The organism is Streptomyces sp. NPDC050704 (assembly GCF_040654355.1).
Classification (GTDB): domain Bacteria; phylum Actinomycetota; class Actinomycetes; order Streptomycetales; family Streptomycetaceae; genus Streptomyces.
Map to the genome: position 1 here is coordinate 28,136 of NZ_JBFAHW010000004.1, position 17,810 is coordinate 45,945.

Annotated in this window: 16 protein-coding genes; 5 read left to right on the forward strand and 11 right to left on the reverse strand. The window is 69.4% G+C overall.

The features are described 5' to 3' along the window. Positions 1-60 precede the first annotated feature (60 nt). From AB0I18_RS02825 to AB0I18_RS02840, 4 genes are all read right to left on the reverse strand, one after another. Positions 61-1,383 (reverse strand): NADH-quinone oxidoreductase subunit D, encoded by a 1,323-nt coding sequence (locus tag AB0I18_RS02825; protein WP_363103557.1) that lies wholly within the window; start codon positions 1,381-1,383, stop codon positions 61-63. Next, on the reverse strand, positions 1,380-2,120 hold the full coding sequence (locus AB0I18_RS02830) for an NADH-quinone oxidoreductase subunit C (RefSeq protein ID WP_363103558.1): 741 nt from the start codon (positions 2,118-2,120) through the stop codon (positions 1,380-1,382). The genes AB0I18_RS02825 and AB0I18_RS02830 overlap by 4 nt, the downstream gene beginning before the upstream one ends. Beyond that, on the reverse strand, positions 2,117-2,671 hold the full coding sequence (locus tag AB0I18_RS02835) for an NADH-quinone oxidoreductase subunit B (protein ID WP_018528252.1): 555 nt from the start codon (positions 2,669-2,671) through the stop codon (positions 2,117-2,119). The genes AB0I18_RS02830 and AB0I18_RS02835 overlap by 4 nt, the downstream gene beginning before the upstream one ends. A 65-nt stretch (positions 2,672-2,736) precedes the next feature. Next, on the reverse strand, positions 2,737-3,096 hold the full coding sequence (locus tag AB0I18_RS02840) for an NADH-quinone oxidoreductase subunit A (protein WP_033319564.1): 360 nt from the start codon (positions 3,094-3,096) through the stop codon (positions 2,737-2,739). 782 nt (positions 3,097-3,878) lie between these two features. Here AB0I18_RS02840 and AB0I18_RS02845 point away from each other — a divergent pair. Then, complete coding sequence (locus AB0I18_RS02845) at positions 3,879-4,721, forward strand: C40 family peptidase (protein WP_363103559.1); 843 nt, start codon at positions 3,879-3,881, stop codon at positions 4,719-4,721. 168 nt (positions 4,722-4,889) lie between these two features. Here the strand turns inward: AB0I18_RS02845 and AB0I18_RS02850 are convergent, their stop codons facing one another. Then, positions 4,890-6,764 (reverse strand): FAD-dependent oxidoreductase, encoded by a 1,875-nt coding sequence (locus tag AB0I18_RS02850; RefSeq protein WP_363103560.1) that lies wholly within the window; start codon positions 6,762-6,764, stop codon positions 4,890-4,892. A gap of 109 nt (positions 6,765-6,873) precedes the next feature. Then, positions 6,874-8,178 (reverse strand): geranylgeranyl reductase family protein, encoded by a 1,305-nt coding sequence (locus tag AB0I18_RS02855; protein WP_363103561.1) that lies wholly within the window; start codon positions 8,176-8,178, stop codon positions 6,874-6,876. Positions 8,179-8,315: 137 nt separating this feature from the next. Between AB0I18_RS02855 and AB0I18_RS02860 the strand changes: the two genes are divergently transcribed. Both AB0I18_RS02860 and AB0I18_RS02865 read left to right on the forward strand, forming a co-directional pair. Next, positions 8,316-8,822, forward strand: a complete 507-nt coding sequence (locus AB0I18_RS02860) for a GNAT family N-acetyltransferase (RefSeq protein WP_363103562.1) — start codon at positions 8,316-8,318, stop codon at positions 8,820-8,822. Positions 8,823-9,045: 223 nt separating this feature from the next. After that, positions 9,046-9,384, forward strand: a complete 339-nt coding sequence (locus AB0I18_RS02865; protein WP_363103563.1) for a PASTA domain-containing protein — start codon at positions 9,046-9,048, stop codon at positions 9,382-9,384. A 24-nt stretch (positions 9,385-9,408) separates the two neighbouring features. Here the strand turns inward: AB0I18_RS02865 and AB0I18_RS02870 are convergent, their stop codons facing one another. The 5 genes from AB0I18_RS02870 to AB0I18_RS02890 form a co-directional block, all read right to left on the reverse strand. Further along, entirely contained in the window at positions 9,409-10,101 is a 693-nt protein-coding gene (locus AB0I18_RS02870) for a demethylmenaquinone methyltransferase (protein WP_363103564.1), read from the reverse strand. Positions 10,102-10,172: 71 nt separating this feature from the next. Next, positions 10,173-10,622 (reverse strand): hypothetical protein, encoded by a 450-nt coding sequence (locus tag AB0I18_RS02875; protein ID WP_363103565.1) that lies wholly within the window; start codon positions 10,620-10,622, stop codon positions 10,173-10,175. A gap of 17 nt (positions 10,623-10,639) precedes the next feature. Continuing rightward, positions 10,640-11,839 carry a cyclic dehypoxanthinyl futalosine synthase gene (mqnC, locus tag AB0I18_RS02880; protein WP_363103566.1) on the reverse strand — a complete coding sequence of 400 codons (1,200 nt, stop codon included), beginning with the start codon at positions 11,837-11,839 and terminating at the stop codon, positions 10,640-10,642. 125 nt (positions 11,840-11,964) lie between these two features. After that, complete coding sequence (locus AB0I18_RS02885; protein WP_363103567.1) at positions 11,965-12,711, reverse strand: A24 family peptidase; 747 nt, start codon at positions 12,709-12,711, stop codon at positions 11,965-11,967. Beyond that, positions 12,708-15,719, reverse strand: a complete 3,012-nt coding sequence (locus AB0I18_RS02890) for a BTAD domain-containing putative transcriptional regulator (RefSeq protein WP_363103568.1) — start codon at positions 15,717-15,719, stop codon at positions 12,708-12,710. The genes AB0I18_RS02885 and AB0I18_RS02890 overlap by 4 nt, the downstream gene beginning before the upstream one ends. A 320-nt stretch (positions 15,720-16,039) precedes the next feature. Between AB0I18_RS02890 and AB0I18_RS02895 the strand changes: the two genes are divergently transcribed. Beyond that, positions 16,040-16,702, forward strand: a complete 663-nt coding sequence (locus tag AB0I18_RS02895) for a hypothetical protein (protein ID WP_363103569.1) — start codon at positions 16,040-16,042, stop codon at positions 16,700-16,702. Beyond that, complete coding sequence (locus AB0I18_RS02900) at positions 16,702-17,790, forward strand: hypothetical protein (protein ID WP_363103570.1); 1,089 nt, start codon at positions 16,702-16,704, stop codon at positions 17,788-17,790. The genes AB0I18_RS02895 and AB0I18_RS02900 overlap by 1 nt, the downstream gene beginning before the upstream one ends. Positions 17,791-17,810: the final 20 nt, after the last annotated feature.

Here is a 17,810-nt window from a genome sequence, read left to right on the forward strand (position 1 = left end):
CCAGGCTGACGCCCTGTGCCCCCTGCACGCCTTGTACGCCCTGCTCGGAAGGAGTGGTGGTCACCGGTCGACGCCTCCCATCACGGGGTCGATGGACGCGACGGCGACGATGACGTCGGCGACCTGGCCGCCCTCGCACATCGCCGCCATGGCCTGCAGGTTGGTGAAGGACGGGTCGCGGTAGTGGACCCGGTAGGGGCGGGTGCCTCCGTCGGACACGGCGTGCACCCCGAGCTCGCCCTTGGGCGACTCGACAGCGGCGTACGTCTGGCCGGGCGGGACCCGGAAGCCTTCCGTCACCAGCTTGAAGTGGTGGATCAGGGCCTCCATGGAGGTGCCCATGATCTGCTTGATGTGGTCGAGCGAGTTGCCGAGGCCGTCGGGGCCGAGCGCCAGCTGGGCGGGCCAGGCGATCTTCTTGTCGGCGACCATGACCGGACCGGGCTGCAGCCGGTCCAGGCACTGCTCGACGATCCGCAGCGACTGGCGCATCTCCTCAAGTCGGATGAGGAAGCGCCCGTACGAGTCGCAGGTGTCGGTGGTCGGCACGTCGAAGTCGAACGTCTCGTAGCCGCAGTACGGCTGGGCCTTGCGCAGGTCGTGCGGCAGGCCGGCCGAGCGGAGGACCGGGCCGGTGGCGCCGAGGGCCATGCAGCCGGCCAGGTCGAGGTAGCCGACGTTCTGCATGCGGGCCTTGAAGATGGGGTTCCCGGTGGCGAGCTTGTCGTACTCGGGAAGGTTCTTCTTCATCTTCTTCACGAACTCGCGGACCTGGTCCACCGCGCCCGGGGGCAGGTCCTGGGCGAGGCCGCCGGGCCGGATGTACGCGTGGTTCATGCGCAGGCCGGTGATCAGCTCGTAGATGTCGAGAACGAGTTCACGATCGCGGAAGCCGTAGATCATGATCGTGGTGGCGCCGAGTTCCATGCCGCCGGTGGCGATGCACACCAGGTGCGAGGAGAGCCGGTTCAGCTCCATCAGAAGCACCCGGATGAGGGTCGCGCGGTCCGGGACCTGGTCCTCGATGCCGAGGAGCTTCTCGACGGCGAGGCAGTACGCGGTCTCGTTGAAGAAGGACGTCAGGTAGTCCATGCGCGTCACGAAGGTCGTGCCCTGTGTCCACGTGCGGTACTCGAGGTTCTTCTCGATGCCGGTGTGGAGGTAGCCGATGCCGCAGCGGGCCTCGGTGACGGTCTCGCCGTCGATCTCCAGGATGAGCCGGAGCACGCCGTGCGTGGACGGGTGCTGAGGGCCCATGTTGACGACGATGCGCTCGTCGTCGGTCCTGGCCGCGGTCTGGACGACCTCGTCCCAGTCGCCGCCGGTGACCGTGTACACGGTCCCTTCGGTCGTCTCGCGGGCCGATGCTGACTGCGTGCTCATGAGTACGACCTCCGCTGGTCCGGAGCCGGGATCTGGGCGCCCTTGTACTCGACGGGGATGCCGCCGAGGGGATAGTCCTTGCGCTGCGGAAAGCCCTGCCAGTCGTCCGGCATCATGATCCGCGTCAGCGCCGGATGGCCGTCGAAGACGATGCCGAAGAAGTCGTACGTCTCGCGCTCGTGCCAGTCGTTCGTCGGGTAGACGGAGACCAGGGACGGGATGTGCGGCTCGCTGTCCGGGGCACTGACTTCGAGGCGGATCAGCCGGTTGTGGGTGATCGAGCGCAGGTGGTAGACGGCGTGCAGCTCGCGGCCCTTGTCCTGCGGGTAGTGGACTCCGCTGACGCCCGTGCAGAGCTCGAAGCGCAGGGCCGGGTCGTCGCGCAGGGTCTGGGCGACGCGGAGCAGGTGCTCGCGTTCGACGTGGAAGGTCATCTCGTCGCGGTCGACGACCGTCTTCTCGATCGCGTTCTCGGGGACGAGGCCCAGTTCCTCCAGGGCGCCCTCCAGCTCGTCGGCGACCTCGTCGAACCAGCCGCCGTACGGGCGGGAGGCCGGTCCCGGCAGCCGGACCGAGCGGACCAGGCCGCCGTAGCCGGAGGTGTCCCCGCCGTTGTTGGCGCCGAACATGCCGCGCTGGACGCGGATCTCCTCGCCGCCCTCGCCGCGCTGACCCGGGAGGTTGTCGGCGCCGAGGTCCTTCTCGGGGTTGACCCCGTTGCCGTTCGCGTCACTCACCGCAGCAGGCCCTTCATCTCGATGGTGGGAAGCGCCTTGAGCGCCGCTTCCTCCGCCTCGCGGGCCGCCTCCTCGGCGTTCACGCCGAGCTTCGAGGACTGGATCTTCTGGTGGAGCTTGAGAATCGCGTCCATCAGCATCTCGGGCCGCGGCGGACAGCCGGGCAGATAGATATCGACAGGGACGATGTGATCGACGCCCTGCACGATCGCGTAGTTGTTGAACATGCCGCCCGACGAGGCGCAAACCCCCATGGAGATCACCCACTTGGGGTTCGGCATCTGGTCGTAGACCTGCCTCAGAACCGGCGCCATCTTCTGGCTGACGCGCCCGGCGACGATCATCAGGTCGGCCTGGCGCGGCGAGCCGCGGAAGACCTCCATGCCGAAGCGCGCCAGGTCGTAGCGGCCCGCGCCCGTCGTCATCATCTCGATGGCGCAGCAGGCGAGGCCGAAGGTGGCGGGAAAGACGGACGACTTGCGCACCCACCCCGCGGCCTGCTCGACGGTGGTCAGCAGGAAACCGCTCGGCAGCTTTTCTTCGAGTCCCATGCTCAGTGGCTCCTCTGTCCCCTAGACGGGGCTCAGTCCCTTGCGGGGTTCAGTCCCATGCGGGTTCAGTCCCATTCCAGGCCGCCCCGCCGCCACACGTACGCGTACGCGACGAAGACGGTGAGCACGAAGAGCAACATCTCCACGAGCCCGAAAACCCCGAGTGCGTCGAAGGTGACGGCCCAGGGATAGAGGAAGACGATCTCGATATCGAAGATGATGAAGAGCATCGCCGTCAGGTAGTACTTGATCGGGAACCGCCCGCCGCCGGCCGGCGTGGGGGTCGGCTCGATACCGCACTCGTAGGCCTCGAGCTTGGCCCGGTTGTATCGCTTTGGACCGATAAGCGTGGCCATGACCACGGAGAAGATCGCAAAGCCTGCCCCGAGGGCTCCCAGTACGAGGATGGGCGCATAGGCGTTCACCGCTCCTCGCTCCTCTCAGTCGGCATTGACTGCATGGGCGTCCCCCCGGCCTCGGGCCGAGGGAAGTTGCATCAGGCGTTGCTCCTGCTTCGCGAACCCCATGAACCTCATGGGGCCGACAAGCCCCGTGCGGCTCCACGAAGATCGCGTACATGTGAAGCAGGTCACAAGCCCAACTGCCCCGCATCTTATGCCTGCCGGTCTGTGATCTGCGACACGGGGTACGACAACGCCTTTGTGATCTCCACCACCCGGCCGAGGATCATGAAGTCTGATGAGCTTCGATCTTCGTACGAGAGGCGTCCGAGTGATCACCAGAGGTGACATTTTCGCTCGTTTTCGCTGGTCCCGGGGTTCGGCGCAATATCAAGGGGTCGTCGCCCAAGGCAAATTGGTGTTGGACGTCGGTGCTTGATAGAGGAACTCGTTCACACTTCGGGGGGAGTTGGGGTGTCAGGTGTGGACGGCGGAGGTGCGTGCATCCGTTCACGAGCGGTACACAACCTCGACTCGACTCCGACCCGGGCGCGAGGGACGCGAGGGTCACGGTCGCCGTTCCGTGACCTGCGTCACACCGCGGCGGGGTCGAATAAGCCGGGCTTGGCCACCGGCCTCAACGGGTGCTAGGCGGTGGGCAATTCGGACGTAACGCGAAAAGGCCTTGATCACAGGCCGGTTGGGCGGTGTCCGCAATGCCCGTTACGGCGTCAATAAGGAACGCCACGCCCGGGATTCTGGCGACCCATTGAACAATTGTGGCGCACCACACGTTTCTTGAAGGTATGGAGGAGCCCCTGATACCGGTTGTACTCATGTCCCACACCGCTCACATACGCAGCCACCGGAAACCCCGGCCTCGCAGCAGTTCGACGCTCGCGATGCGCGCCGGAGTTGCCGGTGGCGTCCTCAGCACCCTGGCAGTGGCCGGTGCGTCCGGATCGGCGAACGCCGCCGAGTCGACGACCCAGACCATGCAGCTGTCGGCCCTCACGGGTGACATAGCCGCTCAGGTCGCGGAGTCCGCGGAGGTCACCCAGCAGGCCGCCGTCGACTACGAGCTTCGGGCCGAGCGCGACGCTGCCGCCGCCAAGGCCGCCAAGCAGGCCAAGGCGGACCTCGCGGACGCCAAGAAGAAGGCGGAGGCCAAGGAGAAGGCCGAGGACGCCCGTAAGGCCGCTGCCGAGCGCGCCACCCGGTCCTCGGAGCGGGTGTCCCTCGCGGCGCCCTCCACCAGCACCAGCACCGACACCGACGTGCCCGCTCCCGCGAGCGGCAGTGTCGGCACCGTGATCGCCTTCCTCAACGCGCAGGTCGGCGACGCGTACGTCATGGGCGCCACCGGTCCCAACGCCTGGGACTGCTCTTCCCTGGTGCAGGCCGCGTTCAAGCAGGTCGGCGTGGATCTGCCGCGCGTCTCCCAGGACCAGTCGATGGCCGGTACGCCGGTCTCGCTGGACAACATCCAGGTCGGCGACATCCTGTACTGGGGTGGCAAGGGCTCGGCGTACCACACGGGCGTGTACATCGGTGGCGGCAAGTACCTGGACGCCGCGAACCCCTCGAAGGGCGTCGTCATCCAGGACCTGTCGGGCTACCCGGCGAGCGGCGCGGTGCGCGTGCTCTGACCTCCGGTCAGCGTTTTGAGTGCTGAGTGCTGAGTGCTGAGTGCTTTTGACGGGCCGCTTCCCCAGCGAGGGAAGCGGCCCTCAAGCGCGGTCTCGGTCCGGGCCGCCTCGGTCGGGGCCGCCCCGGTCCGGGCGGCCTCAGCCCGGACGGCCTCGGTTCGAGCGGTCTCAGCCCAGGTCGAACGTGTTGGGCAACCCGAGCTTGTAGCGGACCTCGTCCACCCGCTTCAGCGGCTCCATCTCCGGCGGGCGGAAGAGTTCCCAGATCTCACAGCGCTCGGCGCCCGAATCGTCCGCGTCCAGTAGCGCGTTGACGGCGAGCCGGGCCGACTCGTTGGCGCCCTCCATCGTCGCGAGGTCCACATCCGTACGGACGAAGTCGCCGGCGAGGAAGAAGTTCGGCACCGCCGTGCGGGCGGACGGGCGGTTGTAGAGCGTGCCCGTCGGGTGGATCAGGAGCTGCTCGCGGTTCTGCGGGTCGGGGCCGCCGAGGCCCGTCACCGCCGGGTCCATGAACCAGCCGAGCCGGTCGTCGTCGGTCAGCGTGGTCTTGCCCGCGTCGTTCAGGCCGTCCTTCAGCTGGGCCCAGCACTCGGCGACGATCTCCTCGCGGGTGCACTCCCGCGCCGTCTTGCCGTACAGGATCCCGGGCAGGTCCCACTCGGAGATGATCACGGAGAGGCAGTCGCGCGCCTGGCCGTCCCCGTAGTCGCGCGAAAAGTCCCGTACGTCCCAGAACTGGGCCTGCCCGATTCCGGTCACCGCCCAGGGCGAGTCGAGGCAGTTGATGTGCCCGTGCACCACCGGCGTCGGGGTGCGCAGGTAGAACATGATCCCGACCATCCAGTCCGTCTTCAGCGCGTCGCACTTCGCCAGCTGGGGATCGGCGGCGCGCAGGGCCGGGCCCCACGTCCGGCGGGCGTGCTCGACGGGCAGGGCGGAGACGTAGTGGTCGGCGGTGACGGTACGGGCCTCACCGCCGTCCGGCGCGGACACGCGTACGCCGCTGACCCTCCCGCCCTCGTACACGATGTCGTTCACCTGGGTTTCGAGGACGAACTCCACGCCGAGTGAGCGCAGATGAGCGACCCAGGGGTCGATCCAGGCCTCGCTGGTGGGGGCGTTCAGGACGCGGTCGACGTCCGCGTCGCCGTCCATGCCGCGGCCGAGGAGCCCCCACAGCATCAGGGCCTCGATGATGATGCGGCCGACCGTGCGGGTGGAGGCCTCCTGGGCGCGGGTGGCGACGAGGTTGCGGGTCTGTCCGATGCCGAGGAGCATCTGGTACTCCTCGCTCATCTCCTCGGCCCGGATGAAGTCCCACCAGGCGGTCTTCTCCCAGTCGTCCTCACGGCGCGCGTCGCAGCTGGTGAGGTGGACCAGGAGGCGGTCGGCGAAGTACGCGGCCTCGTGCGCCGGCAGCCGGGTGCCGAGGTCGAGGACGCTCAGCACCTGGTCGCGGATCCAGGACGGGGTGAGGTCCACCGGCCGGGGCGGGGTGGTCAGGCGGCGCAGCGGGAAGTGGAGGTCGGGCCGGCCCGCCTCGCGGGCGAAGAGGGCCTCGGTGCCGCCGCGGAGGTTGTCGTGGACGCCGTTCGCGTTGCCGGGGAACGGGATGCGGCGCAGGGTGTCGGGAAGGTTCCGGTAGAAACCGGGGAAGAACCGGAAGCCGTGTTCGCCGGGTAGCGGTTTGCGGCCTCCGGAGGCCGTGCCGGGGACGTCCATCGAGCGGGCCTTGCCGCCGAGGACGTCGTAGTACTCGTAGACGGTCACGGCGTAGCCCCGCTCGGCGAGTTCCTGCGCGGCGCTCAGGCCGGACACGCCACCGCCGAGGACGGCGACACGCTTCCCGGCCGCCCCTGCCGCCCCAGGGGCCCCTGCGGCGGCGGCCGCGCTCTCCGCCGTCCCGACCGCCGCAGCCGTCCCTAACGCGGCCGCGCCGACGGCTCCGCCGGTTCCGGCGAGGAACCGTCTGCGCGTGTGACCCGTGAGGTCTCTGTGACCCGTGTGCTCCTGCTGAGGTTCCATGTGTTCTGTTGTCATGGATACGGCAGGGTAGAGAGAGCCGCGATGAGGTGAAAGGGACCGAACCGGCCACCCACAGCACTCTCACACGGTGTTCGTGAACGCGGTGCTCGTGGCCAAGGCCCGTCTACGCCTTCGGGGCCACCTTGCTCAGGCCGTTGATGATGCGGTCCATCGCGTCGCCGCCCGTCGGGTCGGTCAGGTTGGCGAGCATCTTCAGCGTGAACTTCATCAGCATGGGGTGGGTGAGGCCCCGCTGTGCCGCGATCTTCATGACCTTCGGGTTGCCGATGAGCTTCACGAAGGCGCGGCCGAGCGTGTAGTAGCCGCCGTAGGTGTCCTTGAGGACCTTCGGGTAGCGCTGGAGGGCGAGTTCACGCTGGGCGGGGGTCGAGCGGGCGTGCGCCTGGACGATGACGTCGGCGGCGATCTGGCCGGACTCCATGGCGTAGGCGATGCCCTCGCCGTTGAACGGGTTCACCATGCCGCCCGCGTCGCCGACGAGCAGCAGGCCCTTGGTGTAGTGCGGCTGGCGGTTGAAGGCCATCGGAAGGGCGGCGCCGCGGATCGGGATCGTCATGTTGTCCGGGGTGTAGCCCCAGTCCTCGGGCATCGAGGCGCACCAGGCCTTGAGAACCTCGCGCCAGTCCAGCTCCTTGAAGGAGTTGGAGGTGTTCAGGACCCCGAGGCCGACATTCGACGTACCGTCGCCCATGCCGAAGATCCAGCCGTAGCCGGGCAGCAGACGGTCCTCGCCGGGGCCGCGGCGGTCCCACAGCTCCAGCCAGGACTCCAGGTAGTCGTCCTCGTGACGCGGGGACGTGAAGTACGTACGCACCGCGACGCCCATCGGACGGTCCTCGCGGCGGTGCAGGCCCATCGCCAGGGAGAGCCGGGTCGAGTTGCCGTCGGCCGCGACGACCAGGGGCGCGTGGAAGGTGACTTCGCGCTTCTCCTTGGAGTCGACGTCACCGAGCTTCGCCCTGACGCCCGTGATGCGGCCCGTACGGTCGTCGATGACGGGGGCGCCGACGTTGCAGCGCTCGTACAGCCGCGCGCCCGCCTTCTGCGCCTGCCGGGCCAGCTGCTCGTCGAAGTCGTCGCGCTTGCGTACGAGTCCGTAGTCGGGGTAGGCGGCGAGATCCGGCCAGTCCAGCTGGAGGCGGACGCCGCCGCCGATGATGCGGAGCCCCTTGTTCCGGAGCCAGCCCGCCTCCTCCGAGATGTCGATTCCCATGGAGACGAGCTGTTTGGTGGCGCGGGGCGTCAGCCCGTCACCGCACACTTTTTCCCGCGGAAACGCGGTCTTTTCCAGGAGCAGGACATCAAGTCCGGCCTTGGCCAGGTAGTAGGCCGTGGTGGAACCGGCTGGCCCGGCCCCGACGACGATCACATCGGCGGTGTGTTCGGAGAGGGGCTGGGACTCGGTCACGGCGGGGTCTCCCCAGTTCTCGAAGGCTCGAAATCTCGAAGGCTCGAAGCGCGAAGTCTCGAAATCCGCGTGCTGACGGGCACGGGACATGGGCAGTCTATGCAGCGGTACGGATCACCTGGATGAAGGGCTGCCCCGTGAAACAAGCTCTCCCCGTGGTACACCTGCGCGTCCCCACCGATGAGGACGCTTTCGCCTGGCACCGGGCGTTCGATCACCCGGATGTGATGGAGTTCCACGGCGGCAAGTCGTCCGAGCTGTCCGTCTACGAGGAGTTGACCGCCCGGCAGCGCCGGCACGACGCCGAGTACGGCTTCTGCTTCTGGACCATGCTCGACGAGGAGGGGCAGGTCATCGGATTCACCGGCGCCCAGCCGTGGCCGCACGAGTGGGGCCCGAAGGGCGAGATCGAGATCGGCTGGCGGCTCGGCCGGGACCACTGGGGCAAGGGATACGTCACCGCGGCGGCGCGGACCACGCTGGAACGGGTGCGGGGGACGGGCGTACGCAGCGTGGTGGCGATGGTGAACTCGCGCAACGAACGCTCCATCGCGGTGACCGGACGCCTCGGCATGGAACTCGTCGAGACGTTCACGTCGCCGAATTCGGACCAGCTCGGACACTGCTTCCGGCTGGTCCTCTGACCGCTTCCGACCGGTTCTCTCGCGGCCTCCGACTGGTTTCCTGACGGCTTCCGGATGGTTCTCTGACCGCTTACGACTGATCCTCTGACGGCTACCGGCCGAGCCTCTGACGACTTCCGGCCGAGCGTCCGGCGGGTTCGCGGCGGGCCCGGGCCGGATCCCCGACGACTTCCGGCGGGGCCCGGCAGGGCTTACCCTGCCGGTACCGCTGGGGGTGACGTCTGTGCGCATAACACCCAAGACACCCGAAGTGCGCGTACCGCGGCTCGTCGGTCTGATGGCCGTGGACGCGCGCGAGACGGCCGAGACGCGCGGGGTGCTGCTCGCCGCCCCCGACCGGCCCGACTTCGACCTCACCGTCGTCGACTACGTCGTACGCCAGTACCCGCTGCCCGGCTCCGAGGTGCCGCGCGGTGCTGTCGTCACCGTGTGGTTCGACCTCGGCGAGGGTGAGGGCGGCGGAGGCGCGGGCGTGCGCGAACCGCGGCTGCCGCGGCCGCCGTCGGGCGGGCTGCAGCGCGAACTCGACCCACCGGGCGACCCGTTCGCGGTCCTCAGGTGAGCCGAACCGGTCAGTAGGAACCGGTCAGTGCTTGAAACCCCGGTGCAGCGCCACGATCCCGCCCGTGAGGTTGCGCCAGGCGACCTTCGACCAGCCGGCCTCGCGCAGGCGGGCGGCGAGGGCGGGCTGGTCGGGCCAGGCGCGGATGGACTCGGCGAGATAGACGTACGCGTCGGGGTTGGAGGACACCGCACGGGCCACCGGCGGCAGGGCGCGCATCAGGTACTCGGTGTAGACCGTGCGGAAGGGCGCCCAGGTCGGATGCGAGAACTCGCAGATCACGACGCGGCCGCCGGGCTTGGTCACCCGGTACAGCTCGCGCAGCGCCGCGTCCGTGTCCTGTACGTTCCGCAGCCCGAAGGAGATCGTCACCGCGTCGAAGGTGTCGTCCTTGAACGGGAGCCTGGTGGCGTCGCCCGCGGTCAGCGGCAGCCAGGGGTGGTTCTTCTTGCCGACCCTGAGCATCCCGATGGAGAAGTCGCAGGGGACGACGTACGCACCCGTGCGCGCGAAGGGCAGGGAAGACGTGGCCGTCCCGGCGGCCAGGTCCAGGACCTTCTGGGCCGGTCGCGCGTCGACCGCCTTCGCGACCTCCTTGCGCCACACCCGGTCCTGGCCGAGCGACAGCACGTCGTTCGTCAGGTCGTACCGTTCCGCCACGTCGTCGAACATCGAGGCGACTTCGTGCGGCTGCTTGTTCAGGGATGCGCGGGTCACGGGCCCATTGTGGCAGTACGGACCGGACGGCTCGGCAGCACCCGGCCGCGAGCTGAGGACCGCCGAAAAGCTCAGCGGCGCCGATGCACCAAGCGGCCGGCGCACACCGTCGCGATGCAGGTGCCGTCGCTGTCGAACACGGCGAGGTCCGCGCGGCCCACATCGACGATGGCCGTGGCCCGGGCGCGCGGGAGTACGACCACATCGTTGCGGTCGGCCGCCGCCCAGAGCCCGGGGCCGTCCATATGCTCCTCCAGCACAGCCACCGCACCCAGTTTCAGCACGGCGTGCACGCGTTCACGCGGGGTCGGCGCGTCCGGGAGTGGGCCTTCGTGAACGAGGGCGGGGCCGAGCACGCCGGGCCATCGCCGTACCCGGGCGTCGGGAAACCGCTCCCGGATCTCCGCGAACGTCCCGACAGCACCGACCCGGTCCCGCCCCACGAGGACCGCGCCGTCCTTGATGGGCTCTCCTCGGCCCCAGACGAGACGCACCTCGTCAGCGACGTGAATCGTCTCCAACTCGGACTCGTACCGCCTCAGTTGGAAGCAAGCAGCTTCAGCTCGGGGTGGGCCGTCCCGCCCGCGATCGCCGTGGAGGAGATGTGCGACTGGACCCGCTCGTCGACGGGGTCGTTCGCCGGGTCGTCGTGGACGACCAGGTGCTCGTACGTCGTCGCCCGCTGGGCCGGGACGCGGCCCGCCTTGCGGATCAGGTCGATGATCTCCATGCGGTTGGAGCGGTGCTTGGCACCGGCCGACGAGACGACGTTCTCCTCAAGCATGATCGAACCGAGGTCGTCGGCGCCGTAGTGCAGCGACAGCTGGCCGACCTCCTTGCCGGTGGTGAGCCACGAACCCTGGATGTGGGCGATGTTGTCCATGAACAGCCGCGCGATGGCGATCATCCGCAGGTACTCGAAGAGCGTCGCGTGCGTACGGCCCTTGAGGTGGTTGTTCTCGGGCTGGTACGTGTACGGGATGAAGGCGCGGAAGCCGCCCGTCCGGTCCTGTACGTCACGGATCATCCGCAGGTGCTCGATGCGCTCGGCGTTGGTCTCGCCGGTGCCCATGAGCATGGTGGACGTCGACTCGACGCCGAGACCGTGCGCGGTCTCCATGATCTCCAGCCAGCGCTCGCCGCTCTCCTTCAGCGGGGCGATCGCCTTGCGCGGCCGCGCGGGGAGGAGTTCGGCGCCGGCGCCGGCGAAGGAGTCGAGCCCGGCGGCGTGGATGCGCGAGATGGCCTCGTCCACACTCACCTTGGAGATACGGGCCATGTGCTCGACCTCGCTCGCCCCCAGGCTGTGGATGACGAGCTGCGGGTACGCGGCCTTGATCGCGGCGAAGTGCTCCTCGTAGTACTCGACGCCGTAGTCCGGGTGGTGCCCGCCCTGGAACATGATCTGCGTGCCGCCCAGCTCGACGGTCTCCGCGCAGCGGCGCAGGATGTCGTCGAGGTCGCGGGTCCAGCCCTTGGCGGTGTCCTTGGGAGCCGCGTAGAAGGCGCAGAACTTGCACGCCGTGACGCAGACGTTCGTGTAGTTGATGTTGCGCTCGATGATGTACGTGGCGATGTGCTCGGTGCCCGCGTACCTCCGTCGCCGTACGGCGTCGGCGGCGGCGCCCAGCGCGTGCAGCGGGGCGTCCCGGTAGAGGTCGAGCGCCTCTTCCGGGGTGATCCGCCCACCCTCGGCGGCACGGTCGAGGACGGACTGAAGGTCGGCCTTCTCGGTCACCGGGACGGTCCCTTTCATAAGGGTGTGGACGGACTGATCCAGCGTACGCCAGCGTCGCCGATCACTTGACGTCAGGCCGTGTACGGGTTCCGTCGCTGTGTACGACCGCGTGTACGACCGCTCTGTCAGGCCGCGTACGCCCCCACGAGCAGGCCCACGAAGGCGCCCGCGATCAGGAAGGGGCCGAAGGGGATCGAAGTCTTGCGTCCGGCCCTGCGGACGACGACGAGCCCCAGCCCGTACAACCCTCCGAACAGGAACCCGGCGAAGGTGCCGAGCAGCACCGACCCCCAGCCGTACCAGCCGAGGACGGCGCCGAGCCCGAGCGCGAGCTTTACGTCGCCGAAACCCATGCCGTTGGGGTTGATGAGGAAGAGGACGAAGTAGCCGCCGCCGAGGGCGAGGGCTCCGTACAGGGCGGTCGGCCAGTCACCGGCGTGCTCGGGGGCCGCCGCGGCGCCCGCGAGCAGGACGAGGGCGGCTCCGGCCAGGGACAGGGTCAGCACGTCGGGCAGCCGTTGGACCGTGAAGTCGACGACGGCCAGGAGTACGCCGAGGGGCGCGAGCAGCAGCCAGGCGCCCAGCTCGGGGCGGGTGCCGGTCGCCGCCGCGAGGGCTCCGCAGACGAGGGCGGTGGCGAGGGCGACAAGGGGGGTGCTGGGGCCGTACGCACGCCCCCCGCACTCCCGGCAGCGGGCCGGGCCCAGCCAGCGCGCGATGGGGTGCCCGTCGGGGCACCGCGTCTGCCAGGCCTCCTCGGGCGCCACGGAGAAACGGTGGGCGACACGGGGAACGAAGAGCCCGACGGCGCCGCCCCAGAGGACGGCGCCGACGATCAGCAGGAGGCCCAGTGAATCCAGGAGGCCGCTCATCCCACTGCGGCCACGCCGCTGCGCCAAGCGGGCAGCAGCTCGTCCAGCAGGGCCTCGGTCCGGGGCGGGAGCCCGCGGGCCCCGCTGCGCGACACCAGGTCCGCCGCGAGCCGCTTCAGGCGGTCGCTGTCAGCGGTGGCGTGCGTGGCCCGCAGCAGCTCGTTCCACAGCCGCTCGTCCGCCGGCGCGGAGCCCAGCGCGGCGTTGAGCGCCTCGATGGCCTTCTCCGCCCGGTTCTTCTCCAGGTGGAACGCGGAGAGGGCGAGCCCGATGTCCGCGACGAGCAGCGGCAGTTGGGCGTCGATGATCTCGTGGGTCAGCCACCCGTACCGTCCCGTGGGCCGCTCGGCCAGCAAGGGCCCGCGCACCAGCACCAGCGCGTCGGTCAGCAGACGCCCGCGTACGGCCCGGCTGTTGGTCCCGCGCCCCTGCGTGGCCTCGTGGTACAGCGAGCGCAGCACATCCAGGTCGGACACGACGGACTTGGCGAGCGTGAGCCGCCCGGTGGTGTCGGTGCCCAGCCGCGGCGTGCCGTCCGGGTCGGCGCCCAGCCAGCCGCGAAGCCGCTCGACCAGCGCGTCCCGCACGTCATCCGTCACCCCGCGCGGCCAGAGCGCGGAGGACAGCACCCGGGGATGCACGCCTTCACGGTGCAGCAGCAGCAGCGCCAGCGCCTCGTGCAGCAGCGGGCTGCGCTCACCGTCCGGCATGTCGAGGCCGATGATCTCGTACGGGCCCACGAGCCGCGCGTACACCGCAGGCCGCCCCTGCTCGCTGATGTCGACGAGGAACGGCGGGGTGGAGGCCGGGCGGCGGTTGTCGCGCTCGGCGTCCGGGTCGGCCTCGACGAACAGCTCGACGACGGCCCGCTGCTGGGCCACCGGCAGGAGCTGCGCGTCGAGTTCGAGCCCGAGGAGCGGCGCGAGCAGCTTGCCCTCGCTGGTGATCTCCATCTCCCAGGCGGCCCCCGGCAGATCGCCCGACTGCGTACCGACGAGGTACCCGATGCCCAACCGGCCCGCGTCGGCGGCCAGTTCGGCGAGCTTGACGGCGTCGTCGGCGGCCGGCTCGGCGGCGAGCAGGACGAGGTGCGGGGCCCAACGGGTGTGCTGGGCAGGACCCGTACGCCCGGTGAGAACCGAATCATGCCCGGCCGCTCCCAGTGCCCCGCGCCGCTGCCGGGTCTCGGCCTCCATGGTCTCGACGAGCGCCTCTACGTCGTCGAGATGGCGCAGCCGGTTGGGCGCGAGGGGGGTCAGGTCCTCGCCGAAGCCGACGAGCGTGATCGTCATGCGGTCGGACCATCCGTTGGTGGCCAACTCGGCGGCCACGGAGGCGAACACGCCCGCCCGGTCCTGCTCGCGCCCGCTCAGCGACACGATGCCGGGCACGGCCTCCAGGTTGAGCAGCAGCCGCGAGTCGTCCATCGTGCCGAGGCTGACGAGCCCCGGGTACGGAGCGGCCGTGTTCACCTCCTCGTACCGCTCGGCGTCGGCGCGGGCCAGCATCCAGAACGTCTGGTCCTGCCCCAACTGCCAGGGCGCGGGCGGCTTTCCGGCGGGCTGGGCGAGCTGGAGGTGCAGGTCGCCGTTGCCGCTCATCCAGGCCGCGTACACGGTCGGCAGCGGCCGCGACTCGCCCGCGAGCGACGCGGCGAGCCCGCGCAGCGACAGGTCGAGCAGCCGTACGCCTTCGGGGTCGGCCCCCACCATCAGCGCGTCCTGCGCGTCGGCGGCCGCACCCGTGGGCGTCGGCGGCTCCATACCGCGCCGCCGCCCACCGACGGAACCGAGCGCGGACTGCCACAGCGCCTGACGACGACGCCGGCCGAGGGCGCCGAGGAGACCGGCGGCGAGGAGGGGAGCGCCGAGGAGTGCCTGGGGCAGCCCGAAGTCACTGCCCTCTCCGGCGGCGGGTCCGGCCTGCTCCTGCTGTCCTTGCTCCCCCTGCTGGTTCCCCTGGTCAGGGGCGGGCCGCTGCTCGGGAAGACTGATGTGGGCGGTGTCACGGTCGACGGACCCCGACCCGCCGCCCTGCTGCCCGCTCCCCTGCTGTCCACTCCCCTGCTGGCCCCCGCTGCCGGTCTTGGCGTAGTCGGAGATCTGCCGCTGGACTTCCTCGGAGACCTTCGGAGCCTCGTCCGGCATCTCCACGAGTTCGCCGCCGCGGGCGTCGCCGGGCATCTCCATGATCCAGCCGGGCCGGATGAGGCTGGCCTCGGAGAGCTTCGAACCGTCGGGCTGCGTACGGTCCTTGTTGAGCTGGTAGATCTCCTTGTAGCGTCGGCCGTCGCCGAGGTGGCGCTCGGCGACCTCCCACAGGGAGTCGTGGTGACGGCCCTCGGGCGGCTGGATCCGGTAGAACTTCGTGTCGTCGTCGGACGCCTGGGCGCCGCCCCCGGCCTCCGCCTGCGCGGCGGCGTTGGCGGCCTGCTCGGCCAGTGCGGCGGATGTGGCGGCCGCCTGCTCCTGCTGTTGCCCCAGCAGCCCGCCCGGCGTCTGCTGCGCGGCCGCCGCGACGGTCGGCCGCTGGTTCCCGTCCATCTGCTGCCCCAGCTGCGAGAGCCCCGGCGTGAAGCTCGCCGCGGTCGCACCGACCAGCAGCAGCGCCGCGACGAGCTGCCGCGCGAGCAGCTGGCTGGGGCCGGCGCCGGGTACCCGGTTCGGCATCCCGACGCCCGACAGCGCGGCCTTCATCTCGACGAGCACGCAGGCGGTGAACTGGGCCCAGGCGAACCAGACGACAACGGTCAGTGTGTTGATGAACGTGTCGACGGTGATCTCGTTCTGCAGCCACTCCAGCTTCGGCGCGCCGGAGGGAAACGGCCACCCGATCTGTGTCGCGAGCGCCCCGGGCACACCGATGAGCAGCACGAGCAGCGCGACGAAGGCGACGAACGCCTTGACGAAGTCCCCGAACGACCGGCGGCGCCGGGGCAGGGGCTGCGGCGTCCGATTCCTCGGACCCGGCGAGCTTCCCGTCTGGTTGGAAGTGGTGCGTCGCGCCATGGCGGGTGTCCTGGTGTCGATGTGGAGGGAGGGAAGGCTGGGGGTGCGCTGAGCCTACCGAGATCTTATGAAGAGAGTCGAAGGTCAGGCAGGGGGTGAGGCCCGTCACCTCGACCGCTTCCGCACCGAACGCCCCCTAAGCCACGAGTTGTCCACCCGCGCGCAGGCCGTGCCCCACCTGCATCCAACGCCCTTCGCAACTGTCACGTCACACATCTCACGATCCCCACACAATCCCCGATCGCCGCCCCGATCCCCTCTACTCCCCCCTGATAGCTTCGTTCTCTGTTGCACACGCCTTACACAGGGGGAGTACGCCCGTGGCCCGCCACACCGTGACCACCGCCGCTGCCGCGTTCGCCGTAACGTCGGCGCTTCTGCTCACTGCCTGCGGCGGGGGTGACGATTCGTCTTCGGATGACATCAAGGGGGCGGACAAGGACGCGTCGAGCAGCAGCCCGTCGGCTTCGGCCTCGGCTTCGAAGGCCAGCGCGGACCAGCCCGACCTCTCGTTGCCGAAGGACCTCGACCTGGTCTTCGACTTCGACAAGCCGTCCGACGCGAAGCACGCGGCGGCGCTTGCCGATGCGCAGAACTACATCCGGGCGCTGAAGCACGGCATCGCCCAGCAGGACCCGGACGACCCGGCGTACCAGTTCTACTCCGGTGGACCGGCCGCGCAGTACGCCAAGTCGCAGATCGAGGCCTGGACGAAGGGCGGCTGGACCGTCAACGGGACGGACAGGTACTACGACGAAGACGTCACCACCCTGAATGACGGCAAGGGTGTCCTCGTCACGTTCTGCAGGAACCAGGCCAAGTTCTACAGCAAGGAAATCAAGACCGGGAAGATCCTCTACACCAAGGAGAACCTGGACAGCTACCAGACGTGGCGGCTGCTCATGGTCCCCCCGTCCGGCTCCTCCAAGGTCTGGAAAGCCGGGAACACGGAGGTCGTCGGCAAGGCGAAGGAGTGCCGGTGATGGCACCTTCACGACGAACGGTGCGCTGGGGTGCCTCCGTGGGCGCGGCCGCGGTGTTGTGCACCGGTGGCGTCGCTCACGCCAACGGCACTCCTGGGGACACGACCACCCCCTCGGCTCCTCCCGCCGCCCCTTCGGGCAACGCGAACGACCAGGAGGTGTCCGCCTCCGTCACGTACTCCCGGATCAAGGTCACCCAGATCAGCGGCCCGACCGGCGGCAACAGGGGCAGCATCTCGTCGACGGACGTGACCTGGGAGCCCCCGCCCTGCTGGTACGAGCCCGTCTTCACACCGGAACAGCTCAAGGCGTTCTCGGAGGGAGGCAACCCTCTGGGACACGTCAGCCCCCACACCTCCTGGGGCGGCCAGAAGCTGTGGACGGACCACTACCGGGACAAGAAGGACGCCTACAGCTACAAGGACGGCGCCCTCGACCCCGTAGCAGGCTACGACGACTACAACACCGGCAAGAACGGCTACTTCTGGCGCGGCGTGGCCCGCGACCTCGCCGACCCGGACTCGTACGGCTGCGAACGCGTCATGTTCTGGCAGAACGCCGGCGAGGTTCCCGACGTACCGAACGCCCCGACACCGGAAACCCTCGCCGAGTACGCCTACGACAAGGTGAAGGTCCCCGACACCGAGATCGAGCTGAAGCCGGAAGCCAAATCCACGGTGAACGCGCCGACTTGGGTATGGCTGGACAAAGGGACGTTCCAGGAGGTCAAGGTCCGCGCCGAGTTGCCCAACACCAACCTCTGGGCGGAGACGACGGCGAAGCCGGTCGCGCTGCACCTGAACCCGGGTACGGAGGACGCGGAGACCTTTCCCGCCTCCGGTGACTGCGAGATCAACGACGACGGCTCCATCGGCATCCCGTACAAGACCGGCGACGCCGGCAAGACCCCGCCGTGCGGCATCAGTTACCTGCGTGCCACCGACGGAGAGCCGTACGAGCTGACGGCCTCCGTGACCTGGCAGATCACCTGGGACGGCAGTGGCGGCACCGGCGGCGACCTCCCCGACGGCACCTTCGAGACCACCCAGAACATGAACGTCCAAGAGATCCAGTCGATCAACCGCTAGCTTCGTTCTCTGTTGCACAC

What these genes read in the sequence shown, in the direction of transcription:
- AB0I18_RS02835 (WP_018528252.1), bottom strand. Translation starts at nt 2,671, where the DNA reads ATGGGACTCGAAGAAAAGCTGCCGAGCGGTTTCCTGCTGACCACCGTC.
- AB0I18_RS02885 (WP_363103567.1), bottom strand. Translation starts at nt 12,711, where the DNA reads ATGAGCGGCCTCCTGGATTCACTGGGCCTCCTGCTGATCGTCGGCGCC.
- AB0I18_RS02825 (WP_363103557.1), bottom strand. Translation starts at nt 1,383, where the DNA reads ATGAGCACGCAGTCAGCATCGGCCCGCGAGACGACCGAAGGGACCGTG.
- AB0I18_RS02890 (WP_363103568.1), bottom strand. Translation starts at nt 15,719, where the DNA reads ATGGCGCGACGCACCACTTCCAACCAGACGGGAAGCTCGCCGGGTCCG.
- AB0I18_RS02900 (WP_363103570.1), top strand. Translation starts at nt 16,702, where the DNA reads ATGGCACCTTCACGACGAACGGTGCGCTGGGGTGCCTCCGTGGGCGCG.
- AB0I18_RS02845 (WP_363103559.1), top strand. Translation starts at nt 3,879, where the DNA reads ATGGAGGAGCCCCTGATACCGGTTGTACTCATGTCCCACACCGCTCAC.
- AB0I18_RS02850 (WP_363103560.1), bottom strand. Translation starts at nt 6,764, where the DNA reads ATGACAACAGAACACATGGAACCTCAGCAGGAGCACACGGGTCACAGA.